Raw genomic sequence first — 11388 nt, forward strand, 5'->3', positions numbered from 1 at the left:
GGCCGGACCGGCCGCACCTCGCCCGCCGGGACGAGCCGGCTCCCCCGGCAGAGGGAAACCCCCGGGAAAGCGCCTTGCGTTGGAGCGCACTCCAACTCCTAGGGTCGGCAGCGGAATCAGCGAACCGCACCCACCACCGACGCACCCCAGGGGGACCACCACCATGCGCTACCGCACCCTCGGCGGCACCGGCATCGAGGTCAGCACCTACTGCCTCGGCACGATGATGTTCGGCGCGATCGGCAACCCCGACCACGACGACTGCGCCCGGATCGTCCACGCCGCGCTCGACGCGGGCATCAACTTCGTGGACACCGCCGACATGTACTCGGCCGGCGAGTCCGAGGAGATCGTCGGCAAGGCCCTGCAGGCCCGCGGCGACCGCGACGACGTCGTGCTCGCCACCAAGGTGCACTTCCCGATGGGCGAGGGCCGCAACCGGGGCGGCAACTCCCGCCGCTGGATCGTCCGCGAGGTCGAGGAGAGCCTGCGCCGGCTGCGCACCGACCGGATCGACCTCTACCAGGTGCACCGGCCCGACCCCGCCACCGACCTGGAGGAGACCCTCGCCGTCCTCGGCGACCTGGTGCGGGCCGGCAAGATCCTCGCCTTCGGCTGCTCGACCTTCCCCGCCCACGACCTCGTCGAGGCCCACCACCTCGCCGAGCGGCGCGGCCTGCCCCGGTTCCGCACCGAGCAGCCGCCGTACTCGCTGCTCGCCCGCGGCGTCGAGCGCGCCGTCCTGCCGACCGTGCAGCGGCTCGGCATGGGGGCGCTGACCTGGTCCCCGCTCGCCTCCGGCTTCCTCACCGGCCGCTACCGCAAGGACCGGCCGGTCGACCTGACCAGCGGCCGGGCCGCCCTGATGCCGGCCCGCTTCGACCCGGCGCTGCCGGTCAACCAGGCCAAACTGGCCGCGGTCGAGGAGCTGACCGCCGTCGCCGAGGACCTCGGCCGCACCCTGCCCGAACTGGCCCTCGCCTTCCCGGCGGCGCACCCGGCGGTCACCTCGGTGATCATCGGACCGCGCACCCTCGGCCAGCTGGAGTCGGCCCTCAAGGGCGCCGACCTCGTGCTCGACGACGCCACCCTGGACCGCATCGACGCGATCGTCCCGCCCGGCACCGACGTCTACCCCCCGGACGGCGTCTGGCAGCCCCGCACCCTCACCGACCCGGCCCTGCGCCGCCGCCTCCCCGCCGACCGCCCGGCGGCCGGCTGACAACGCGCCGGGCGCCCAGGGCGTGTCCGACAGACACGCCCTAGGGACGCAGGAAGTCGATCACGCCGGTGAGGTCCTCCACGCCGTGGCGGGCCGGGTCGGCGGCGAGGCGGCGCTGCATCAGTTCGAAGTAGGGGGTGAGCAGTTCGGGGCTGACGCCCTGCTCCTCGGCGGTGCGCAGGAAGGTCGGCACACCGGCGACCTGCATCGCCAGGTTGGAGACGACGCCACCGGTGTAGTCGCCGGCCACCAACTGCTCGGCGGTGGCCGCGACCGAGCCGGTCATCGCGGAGAGCCAGGAGGAGAGCAGCGGGGCCAGCGCGCGCGGGTCGACCGACTCGCCGCGCACCAGCGCGAAGGCGTGCGCGACGCCCCCGAGCATCCCGTACATCGCGCTCAGCAGCGCCACGTCGTACAGCGCGGCGAGACCGGCGTCCGCGCCCACGTAGCGGGCGTCGGCCGGGGCCGCGAGGGCCGCCCGGTGCTCCTCGAAGAGCTCCTGCGAACCGCTGTAGAAGACGTACGGGCCGGCCTGCGGGACACCGATCATCGGCGGGACGGCCATGATCCCGCCGTCCAGGTAGCGGGCGCCGCGCCCGGTCGCCCAGGCGGCGCGGGCGCGGGCCGTGCCGGGGGTGCTGGTGATCAGGTTGACGACGTCCCGGCCGGTGAGGTCGGCACCGGCCAGCGCCTCCTCGACCGAGTCGTCGTCGAGCAGGCAGACCACCACCAGCCGGTTGGCGGCGACCGCTTCGGCCGCGGTGGCGGCGACGACGGCGCCCCGGGCGGCGAGCGGTTCGGCCCGGGCGGCGGTGCGGTTCCAGACGGTGAGCGGGTGCCCGGCGGCGAGCCAGGCGCCGGCCAGCGCGGTGCCCATCGCGCCGAGGCCGAGCAGGGTGAGCGGGGCGGGCGAGGCCTTCGAGGCGGTGTCGGAAAGGTTCTGCGTCATGTCCGTCAGCCTCGTTCCGCCCCCGGAAACGATCAAGTACGCACTTCGGAGTGGGTGGTTACCCTGAGGTGAGCGAGCAGGCCGGCGAAGGGGTGTGGGCGGGACATGGCGGCAACCGTGCCGAGGCCCGGTGCGTACGTGTGCGGGATCGACGCCGCGATGGACGTGATCGGCGGCAAGTGGAAGGTGCTGATCCTCTGGGCGCTGGCCGAGCGGCCGAGCCTGCGCTTCGGCGAGCTGCGCCGGCAGGTGCCGGGGATCACCGAGAAGGTGCTCGCCGCCCACCTGCGCGAACTGGAGGCCGACGGCATCGTGCACCGCGATTCGTACGACGAGGTGCCGCCGCGGGTCGAGTACTCGCTCACGACGGCCGGGCGGCGGCTCAACGAGGCGCTGGCGCCGCTGGGCGCCTGGGGCCGGCAGCACGTGCTGAACGGCGTCCCGCACCCGGCCGCCTGACGCCCCGCCGACCCCGGACGATCGCGGCGGCCCGGGGCGGCCCGGGGCGGTCGCGCCCGTCTCAGGCGATCGCGGCGGACACGATCGCCGCCACCGCGAGGTTGCAGCTGGCGGTCACCCAGACCGCCGGGTGCGGCTCCGGGTCGACCAGGATCGCGCCCAGCTTGCCCGGCGTCAGCAGGTCCACCACCCAGAACGCGACGGCCATCAGCAGCAGCCCCAGCACGCCGAAGCAGGCGGTGGAGACCAGGCCCTTCCCGAAGTCCTCGTAGGTGTAGAGGATCGCGGTGAAGACGATGCCGCCGATGCCGAGCAGCGCCGAGCTGAGCAGCACGGCGGCGTTGCGGTTGCGCTCCATCCAGATCTGGTGGCCGAGCCGGCCGGGCGTCAGGGCGTCCACCAGGACGATGCCGAGCAGCAGCAGGACCACGCCGACGCCGCCGAAGGCCGCCGCCGCGCCGAGACCGTGCAGGATGTCGTTCATGGGTTGTCCAGCCCCCCGGGGTCCGTGTCGCAGGTCGCTCACCGCGGGCCGGGCCGCCCGTTGCGCGGGCCCCCTCCCACGGTCAAGGATCGGCAAAAGATAACCCATCGCGGTCGGGCTCCGAGCGGGAACGGACCCCTCCCGCACCATGGGCCGCACGCGTACCATCGGACGCCATGACCCAGCCGCCGCCCGCCGCGTCCACCCGGATACCTGACGATCCCGGACCTGACGCCCCCTCCCCGGGAGCGCCCTCCCCGGGCGGCCACGCCTCGGCAGCGCCCTCCCGCCGCCGCTCCGGCGTCGTCACCCTGGGCATGGTCGGCACCCTCGCGCTCGCCCTCTCCGGCTGCTCGTCCTCCTCCGGCGGCAACCCGCCGAGCCGCTGCGTCGACCCGGCCACCCTCAAGGTCCTGGACAGCCACTCCTGCACCACCAAGGGCACCGCCACCGCCGGCCGCTGGTACTACTGCGGCTCCGGCTCCACCACCGCGACCGGCGGCACCTTCGACAAGTCCGCCACCAAGCGCGGCGGCTTCGGCTGCCCCTCCGGCTCCAGCGGCTCGGGCGGGGGCTGATCCGCCGTGCGCCGCCGCACCGTCGAACCCCGTCCCGACTGGCTGGCCACCGTCGAGGGCCAGGGCCTCGTCTACGCGATGTGCTCGGACCCGTGCAACCAGGGCGGCCCGCACGCCTACTGGGACGAGTCCGCCTACTACGAGTTCTCGCTGCCCGAGGTGGAGGCGCTGGAGGAGGTGGTCGAGGAACTGCACGAGCTCTCGCTGGCCGCCGCCGACCACGTGGTGCGCACCGGCCGCTTCGCCGACTACGGCATCACCGACCCGCGGCTCGCCGCCGCCGTCGCCGAGTCCTGGCACCGCCGCGACGAACAGCCCACTCTCTACGGGCGCTTCGACCTCGCCTACGACGGCAGCGGCCCGGCGAAGCTGTTCGAGTACAACGCCGACACCCCGACCTCACTGATCGAGGCGGCCGGCCCGCAGTGGTTCTGGATGGAGGAGCGCTTCCCGCACGCCGACCAGTGGAACTCGCTGCACGAGCGCCTGGTCGCCTCCTGGGCCCGGCAGAAGCACCTGCTGCCGCCCGGCCCGGTGCACTTCGCGCACTCGCGCGGCGACACCGAGGGCGAGGACTGGATGACCACCCTCTACCTCCAGGAGTGCGCCGAGCAGGCCGGCATCGAGACGGTCGGCATCGCCATGGAGGACATCGGCTGGGACGGCCTGTCCGGCCGCTTCGTCGACCTGGAGCACCGCTTCGTCCGCGCCGCGTTCAAGCTCTACCCATGGGAGTGGCTGGCCTCCGACGAGTTCGGCGAGCGCCTGCTGGACGTCGTCGACCACGGCGGCTCCACCGGCTCCACGATGTGGATCGAGCCGGCCTGGAAGATGCTGCTCTCCAACAAGGCCCTGCTGGCCGTCCTGTGGGAGCTCAACCCGGGCCACCCCAACCTGCTGCCCGCCTACCTGGACGGCCCGCGCGAGCTCGCCGCCCCGGACGGCCCCGGCTACGCCGCCAAGCCGCTGCTCGGCCGCGAGGGCGCGGGCGTGCGCATCGTCGAACCGGGCGGCCGGGAGACCCGGCTGGCCGACTGGGCCGGCGACCCGGACCGCTACGGCGCCGAGGGCCACTGCTACCAGCAGCTCCACCCGCTGCCCGACTTCGACGGCAACCGCCCGGTCCTCGGCACCTGGGTGGTCGACGGCGAGGCCGCCGGCCTCGGCATCCGCGAGACCGACGACAGCCCCATCACCCACCAGGGCGCCCGCTTCCTGCCCCACCTCATCGTCTGAGCCCGTCCGGGCACCCCCGGGTGCCCGGAATGCGGACACCCGCCGTGCGGTTTGATGGGGTTATGGCATCTCGTGCACGTGTACGCGCCCCCGAGCTGGTCGGGGCAGGCGGTTGGCTGAACACCGGGGGCAAGGAGCTGGCGCTCGCCGACTTCCGGGGCAAGATCACCATTCTGGACTTCTGGACGTTCTGCTGCGTCAACTGCCTGCACGTCCTCGACGAGCTGCGGGAGCTGGAGGAGAAGCACCGGGACACCGTGGTGATCGTCGGTGTGCACTCGCCCAAGTTCGTGCACGAGGCCGACCACCGGGCCGTGGTGGACGCGGTGGACCGGTACGAGGTGCACCACCCGGTGCTGGACGACCCGGCGCTCGCGACCTGGAAGCAGTACGCGGTGCGGGCCTGGCCGACGCTGGTGGTGATCGACCCGGAGGGGTACGTGGTCGCCCAGCACGCCGGCGAGGGGCACGCGCACGCCATCGCCCGGCTGGTCGAGGAGCTGGAGGCCGAGCACGCGGCGAAGGGCACGCTGCGGCGCGGCGACGGCCCGTACGTGGCGCCCGAGCCGACCGCCGGGGACCTCAAGTTCCCCGGCAAGGCCGTCCGGCTGCCGAACGGCCACTTCCTGGTGGCCGACTCCGGCCACCACTCGCTCGTCGAGCTGGAGGCCGACGGCGAGACCGTGGTGCGCCGGATCGGCGACGGCGCGCGCGGGCTGGTGGACGGCACCGCGCCCCGGTTCAGCGAGCCGCAGGGCCTGGTGCTGCTGCCGGAGGGCACCGCCGACTACGACGTGATCGTCGCCGACACCGTCAACCACGCGCTGCGCGGCGTCCGGCTCGCCGACGGCCGGGTGACCACACTGGCCGGCACCGGACGGCAGTGGTGGCAGGGCTCGGCGACCGAGGGACCGGCCCGCGAGGTGGAGCTCTCCTCCCCGTGGGACGTCGCGTGGTTCGACGGCCGGGTGTGGATCGCGATGGCCGGCGTCCACCAGCTGTGGGCGTACGACCCGGCCGCCGGCACCGTCGGCGTCGCGGCCGGCACCACCAACGAGGGCCTGGTCGACGGCCCCGTCGCCGAGGCCTGGTTCGCCCAGCCGTCCGGCCTGGCGGTCTCGGCGGACGGCGAGCGGCTCTGGGTCGCCGACTCCGAGACCTCGGCGCTGCGCTGGGTTTCACGTGAAACAAGGACCGTGCACAGCGCCGTCGGCACCGGCCTGTTCGACTTCGGGCACCGGGACGGCGCGGCCGGCCAGGCCCTGCTGCAGCACCCGCTGGGCGTCACCGTGCTGCCGGACGGCTCGGTGGCCGTCAGCGACACCTACAACCACGCGCTGCGCCGCTACGACCCGGCGAGCGGCGAGGTCAGCACGCTGGCCACCGACCTGCGCGAGCCGTCCGGCGCGGTGCTGGCCGACGGCGACATCGTGGTGGTCGAGTCCGCCCGGCACCGGCTGACCCGGCTGCGGCTGCCCGAGGAGGCCGTCCGGGTGGACGCGGTGGCGCACCGCACCCAGCGGGCCGCCACCGAGGTCGCCCCGGGCGCCCTGCGGCTGGACGTGGTCTTCCAGGCCCCCACCGGCCAGAAGCTGGACGAGCGCTACGGCCCGTCCACCCGGCTGCTGGTCAGCGCCACCCCGCCCGAGCTGCTGGTCTCCGGCGCGGGCGCGGACTCCGCGCTCTCCCGTGAGCTGGTGCTCTCCGACACGGTGACCGAGGGCGTGCTGCATGTCTCGGCGATGGCGGCGTCCTGCGACGACGACCCGGCGATCGAGTACCCGGCCTGCCACGTCCACCAGCAGGACTGGGGCGTGCCGGTGAAGCTCACCGCCGACGGCGCGCGCCGGCTGCCGCTGGTGCTGGCGGGCCTGGAGTAACCGGCCCGCGGCACGGACACGGGGCCCGGCGAGTTCGCACGCGCCGGGCCCCGTTCGTTCTGCGTCCTGCTCCTGCGTCCTGGGGGCTCAGCCCTCCAGGAACGCCTTGATCGCGCTCGCCAGCAGGTACGGGTCCTCCGCGCCGCACAGCTCGCGGGCCGAGTGCATGGAGAGCGCCGCGATGCCGCAGTCCACGGTCTGGATGCCGAGGCGGGCCGCGGTGATCGGGCCGATCGTCGTACCGCAGGGCATGGCGTTGTTGGAGACGAAGGTCTGCCACGGCACGCCGGCCTTCTCGCAGGCCGCCGCGAACACCGCCCGGCCGACGCCGTCGGTGGCGTACCGGTTGTTGACGTTGACCTTGAGGATCGGCCCGCCGTTGGGCAGCGGGTGGTGGCCCGGCTCGTGCCGCTCGCTGTAGTTCGGGTGGACGGCGTGGCCCATGTCGGAGGAGAGGCAGACGGTGCCGGCCAGCGCCCGGGCCCGGTCCTCCAGGCCGCCGCCGCGCGCGTGGACGCTGCGCGCCAGGACGTTGCCGAGCAGCGGGCTCTGCGCGCCGGTGTCCGACTCGCTGCCGGTCTCCTCGTGGTCGAAGGCGGCCAGCACCGGGATGTACGGCAGCGCGGCGCCGTCCGTCTCGGCGGCGGTGGCCACCGCGGCCAGCGCGGCGGTGGCGGCGTGCACCGAGAGCAGGTTGTCCAGCCGCGGGCCGGCCAGCAGCTCGCGGTCCCGGCCCAGGTAGGAGGCGGGCTGGACGTCGTGGGTCATGAGGTCCCAGCCGGTCACGTCGGCCGCGTCGACCCCGGCCCGCTCGGCGACGTAGCCGATCAGCGAGCCCTCGTCGACCGGACCGAGGCCCCAGATCGGGGTGAGGTGGCGCTGCTTGTCCAGCTTCATGCCGTCGTTGACCTGGCGGTCCAGGTGGATCGCCAGCTGCGGCACGCGCAGCAGCGGCTCGTCCAGCTGGACCAGCCGCCGGCTGCCGTCGCGCAGCGTGAGCCGCCCGGAGAGGCCGAGGTCCCGGTCGAGCCAGGTGTTCAGCGGCACCCCGCCGTAGATCTCCACCGCCACCTGCCGCCAGCCCGCCGACCCGGTGTCCGGGAGGGGCTTGACCCGCAGGTTGGGCGAGTCGGTATGCGTGCCGACCACGCGGAACGGCGTCTCCGGGCCCGCGCCGGCCGGCACGTACCAGGCGATCAGCGCGCCGCCGCGGACGACGTACCGGCCACCGGCCACGCCGTCCCAGGAGTCCGTTTCCAGCACCTGCCGGAAGCCGGCTTTCTCCAGACGCTCGGCCGCGCTCGCGACCGCATGGTAGGGCGACGGCGAGGTGCCGAGGAAGGCGATCAGGTCATCGGTGTGCGTCCGGTCGAAGAAGGCCTGGCGGGCGGCGGTCGACATGCTGCTCCTGGGTCGAGGGAGGGCCGGGGCCGAAATGGGGGATCGGCCTCGCACCTTGAGCATATGCCCGTACACGGACATGACACTCGGAGCATCCCAACGGATGCACAACGCAGACAGAACCGTGAACTGACGCCCCCCTCACCGCTGCTGGGCCACCGGCAGGTCGGCCGGGCCGTCGACCGGGCCGTCGGACACGCCGAAGGGCCCGGTCGGGAGGACCGGGCCCTTCGGTGTGAGGGTGGGGTCGGGCGGTCAGGCAGGTGTCACGCGCGGCGTGCCCGGTGCAGGGCGGCGGCGGGAGACGGGTGGCGTCAGAACGCCTCCTCCGCCAGCTCCATGATCTCGTTGTCGATGCCCTCGGCGATCAGGCGCTGCGAGGCGACGGTCGGCAGCACGTTCTTGGCGAAGAAGCGGGCGGCCGCGACCTTGCCCCGGTAGAACGGCACGTCCTTCTCCGAGGCGCCGGCCTCCAGCTTGGCCAGGGCCACCGCGGCCTGGCGCAGCAGCAGCCAGCCGACCACGACGTCGCCGGAGACCATCAGCAGGCGGGTGGTGTTCAGGCCCACCTTGTACATGTTCTTGACGTCCTGCTCGACCGAGGAGAGGTCGGCGAGCAGCTTGCCGACGATGGCCTCCAGGTCGCCGGCGGCCTTGGCGAGCAGCTCGCGCTCGGCGGCCAGGGCGTCGCCGCCCGCGGCGGAGCCGAGGAACTTCTGGATCTGCTCGGACAGTGCGGTGAGCGCCTGGCCGCCGTCCTTGACGATCTTGCGGAAGAAGAAGTCCTGGCCCTGGATGGCCGTGGTGCCCTCGTAGAGGGTGTCGATCTTGGCGTCCCGGATGTACTGCTCGATCGGGTACTCCTGGAGGTACCCGGAGCCGCCGAAGGTCTGCAGCGACTGGGCGAGCTGCTCGTAGGACTTCTCCGAGCCGTAGCCCTTGACGATCGGCAGGAGCAGGTCGTTGAGGCGCTCGGCGGCCTCGTCGCGCTCGCCGCGCAGCTTGGCGGCCGCCATGTCGTCCTGGGTGGACGCGGTGAACAGCACCAGGGCGCGCATGCCCTCGGCGTAGGCCTTCTGGGTCAGCAGCGAGCGGCGCACGTCCGGGTGGTGGGTGATGGTGACGCGCGGGGCGGTCTTGTCCAGGAACTGCGAGATGTCGGCGCCCTGCACGCGCTCCTTGGCGTACTCCAGCGCGTTCAGGTAGCCGGTGGAGAGGGTGGCGATGGCCTTCGTGCCGACCATCATCCGGGCGAACTCGATGATCTTGAACATCTGGCGGATGCCGTCGACCTTCTCGCCGAGCAGCCAGCCCTTGGCCGGGTGCTTGGCACCGAAGGTCATCTCGCAGGTGTTCGAGGCCTTCAGGCCCATCTTGTGCTCGACGTTGGTGGCGTAGACGCCGTTGCGCTCGCCCAGCTCGCCGGTCTCCCAGTCGAAGTCGAACTTGGGGACGATGAACAGGCCCAGGCCCTTGGTGCCCGGCTTACCGCCCTCGGGGCGGGCCAGCACCATGTGGATGATGTTCTCGGACATGTCGTGCTCGCCCGAGGTGATGAAGCGCTTGACGCCCTCGATGTGCCAGGAGCCGTCCTCCTGCTGGACCGCCTTGGTGCGGCCGGCGCCCACGTCCGAGCCGGCGTCCGGCTCGGTGAGGACCATGGTGGAGCCCCACAGCCGGTCGGTCATCCGCTTGGCGACCTCCAGCTGCGCCTCGGTGCCCTCCTCGGCGATGACGCCGGCGAAGGCCGGGCCGGAGGAGTACATCCAGATGGCCGGGTTGGAGCCCAGGATCTGCTCGGCGAAGGCCCAGACCAGCGAGTTCGGGGTGACCTGGCCGCCGATCGACTCCGGGATGCCCAGGCGCCACCACTCGGCGTCCATGAAGGTCTGGTAGCTCTTCTTGAAGGCCGCCGGGATCGGCGCGGTGCTGGTCTCCGGGTCGAAGACCGGGGGGTTGCGGTCGGTGTCGGCGAAGGACGCGGCGAGGTCGTTCTCGGCGAGGCGCGCGATCTCGCTCAGGATGTTCTTCGCGGTCTCGACGTCCATCTCCGCGAACGGTCCGGTGCCGTACACCTGCTCGCGGCCGAACACCTCGAAGAGGTTGAACTCCACGTCCCGCAGGTTGGACTTGTAGTGACCCATGGCCGTTATCTCCGGTTCGTCGCTTCCGGGACATCTCCGCGTTCGGGCGCCCGTACCCACCAGTAGGCCTATGATGCTACCCGGCGGTAACTTGTTTCAAGCCCCCGTCGGTGAATCCTCTGCGGATAACCGTATGAACGTGGTCACGTCCCACAAGCCGGGACGGCCACACCTTGTCAGGATCGACGCCCGCACGGGGCCCCGCGCTCCCGATAGCCTGTCCGTGTGTACGGCTATGACCAGAACGCGTACCCGGGCGATCCCTACCAGCAGCAGGCGGGGCCGCAGCCGGGCATGAACGGCATGCCCGGCCCCGGCCCGTACGGCGAGCAGCCGCCGAGCGCACAGCAGTCCCTCTACCCGGAGCCCTCGCCACCGTCCCTGGCGGACGCGGTGCGGGCCTTCACCACCGGCTCGATGGCGGTGGAGGACTTCCAGGCCATCTTCATCACCTCCAAGGTGCACTGCCCGCGCGGCGACCGGCCGGGCTTCCTGGCCCTGCACAACACGCCGACGCCGGTCATCCCGATGTTCAGCTCGCTGAAGGAGCTGCGCCGCTACGCCGGCAAGGACTCCAAGCACTTCACCGTCACCGGCGCCGAGGTCCTCGACCTGCTGCCGACCGGCTACGGCTTCGCGCTGGACATGGAGGGCGAGCACCGGATGGTGTTCGACGCCAAGGCGGTCGAGCAGATGGTCGACTTCACCATGCGCCGGATGTACGGCTGACGGACGATGGTCGGGGGGCCGCCGGCCCCGCCCGCCGGTCGACCCGCGCGGATTTGGTTCAAAATTCAACTTGCTTCTTGTTGAGGATTGAACTAATCTCGTGGACACAGGCCAGAGGAGAATCCCCGAAGGAGGCCGACATGCCCGCCGTGACCGTCGACAACCCGCTGACCCTCCCGCGCGTCGCCACCCCCGACCCCGCCGTCACGAGCGCCCGGCCGGTCCTCACCGTGGCCACCGCTCCCGAGGGCTTCGAAGGCGAGGGCTTCCCCGTCCGCCGCGCCTTCGCCAAGATCAACACCAAGT

At 72.7% G+C, this 11388-nt stretch carries 10 protein-coding genes and 1 pseudogene; 7 read left to right on the forward strand and 4 right to left on the reverse strand.

What is annotated here, in order from left to right; genetic code table 11:
* Window positions 1-163 precede the first annotated feature (163 nt).
* Window positions 164-1222: an aldo/keto reductase gene (locus tag ACFVUH_RS27270; protein WP_355362186.1), complete on the forward strand. Its 1059-nt coding sequence runs from the start codon at window positions 164-166 to the stop codon at window positions 1220-1222.
* Between the two features lie 40 nt (window positions 1223-1262).
* Here ACFVUH_RS27270 and ACFVUH_RS27275 read toward each other — a convergent pair whose 3' ends face one another.
* Complete coding sequence (locus tag ACFVUH_RS27275; protein ID WP_387915865.1) at window positions 1263-2171, reverse strand: NAD(P)-binding domain-containing protein; 909 nt, start codon at window positions 2169-2171, stop codon at window positions 1263-1265.
* Between the two features lie 105 nt (window positions 2172-2276).
* Between ACFVUH_RS27275 and ACFVUH_RS27280 the strand changes: the two genes are divergently transcribed.
* Window positions 2277-2630 (forward strand): helix-turn-helix domain-containing protein, encoded by a 354-nt coding sequence (locus tag ACFVUH_RS27280; protein WP_355362190.1) that lies wholly within the window; start codon window positions 2277-2279, stop codon window positions 2628-2630.
* A gap of 61 nt (window positions 2631-2691) precedes the next feature.
* On the opposite strand, the gene ACFVUH_RS27285 is transcribed toward ACFVUH_RS27280, so the two are convergent.
* On the reverse strand, window positions 2692-3114 hold the full coding sequence (locus ACFVUH_RS27285) for a DUF350 domain-containing protein (protein ID WP_387915866.1): 423 nt from the start codon (window positions 3112-3114) through the stop codon (window positions 2692-2694).
* A gap of 176 nt (window positions 3115-3290) precedes the next feature.
* Here ACFVUH_RS27285 and ACFVUH_RS27290 point away from each other — a divergent pair, with 176 nt between their 5' ends.
* The 3 genes from ACFVUH_RS27290 (at window position 3291) to ACFVUH_RS27300 (ending at window position 6808) form a co-directional block, all read left to right on the forward strand.
* Entirely contained in the window at window positions 3291-3692 is a 402-nt protein-coding gene (locus ACFVUH_RS27290; protein WP_355362194.1) for a hypothetical protein, read from the forward strand.
* A 6-nt stretch (window positions 3693-3698) separates the two neighbouring features.
* Window positions 3699-4928, forward strand: a complete 1230-nt coding sequence (locus ACFVUH_RS27295) for a glutathionylspermidine synthase family protein (protein ID WP_387915867.1) — start codon at window positions 3699-3701, stop codon at window positions 4926-4928.
* 62 nt (window positions 4929-4990) lie between these two features.
* Entirely contained in the window at window positions 4991-6808 is a 1818-nt protein-coding gene (locus ACFVUH_RS27300; protein WP_387915868.1) for an NHL domain-containing thioredoxin family protein, read from the forward strand.
* 87 nt (window positions 6809-6895) lie between these two features.
* On the opposite strand, the gene ACFVUH_RS27305 is transcribed toward ACFVUH_RS27300, so the two are convergent.
* Entirely contained in the window at window positions 6896-8209 is a 1314-nt protein-coding gene (locus ACFVUH_RS27305; protein WP_355362202.1) for a M18 family aminopeptidase, read from the reverse strand.
* A gap of 314 nt (window positions 8210-8523) precedes the next feature.
* On the reverse strand, window positions 8524-10353 hold the full coding sequence (locus ACFVUH_RS27310; protein ID WP_355362204.1) for an acyl-CoA dehydrogenase: 1830 nt from the start codon (window positions 10351-10353) through the stop codon (window positions 8524-8526).
* Window positions 10354-10578: 225 nt separating this feature from the next.
* Between ACFVUH_RS27310 and ACFVUH_RS27315 the strand changes: the two genes are divergently transcribed.
* Window positions 10579-11082: an SseB family protein gene (locus ACFVUH_RS27315; RefSeq protein WP_380683843.1), complete on the forward strand. Its 504-nt coding sequence runs from the start codon at window positions 10579-10581 to the stop codon at window positions 11080-11082.
* Window positions 11083-11222: 140 nt separating this feature from the next.
* Window positions 11223-11388 (forward strand): annotated as a pseudogene (locus tag ACFVUH_RS27320) (pirin family protein); the annotation flags it as partial.

Origin of the sequence: Kitasatospora sp. NPDC058032 (assembly GCF_042885845.1) — a bacterium.
GTDB lineage: Bacteria > Actinomycetota > Actinomycetes > Streptomycetales > Streptomycetaceae > Kitasatospora.

Bases quoted from the DNA above. Each gene is read 5' to 3' on its own strand.
- ACFVUH_RS27270 (WP_355362186.1), top strand. From the start codon at position 164: ATGCGCTACCGCACCCTCGGCGGCACCGGCATCGAGGTCAGCACCTAC.
- ACFVUH_RS27275 (WP_387915865.1), bottom strand. From the start codon at position 2,171: ATGACGCAGAACCTTTCCGACACCGCCTCGAAGGCCTCGCCCGCCCCG.
- ACFVUH_RS27280 (WP_355362190.1), top strand. From the start codon at position 2,277: ATGGCGGCAACCGTGCCGAGGCCCGGTGCGTACGTGTGCGGGATCGAC.
- ACFVUH_RS27285 (WP_387915866.1), bottom strand. From the start codon at position 3,114: ATGAACGACATCCTGCACGGTCTCGGCGCGGCGGCGGCCTTCGGCGGC.
- ACFVUH_RS27290 (WP_355362194.1), top strand. From the start codon at position 3,291: ATGACCCAGCCGCCGCCCGCCGCGTCCACCCGGATACCTGACGATCCC.
- ACFVUH_RS27300 (WP_387915868.1), top strand. From the start codon at position 4,991: ATGGCATCTCGTGCACGTGTACGCGCCCCCGAGCTGGTCGGGGCAGGC.
- ACFVUH_RS27305 (WP_355362202.1), bottom strand. From the start codon at position 8,209: ATGTCGACCGCCGCCCGCCAGGCCTTCTTCGACCGGACGCACACCGAT.
- ACFVUH_RS27310 (WP_355362204.1), bottom strand. From the start codon at position 10,353: ATGGGTCACTACAAGTCCAACCTGCGGGACGTGGAGTTCAACCTCTTC.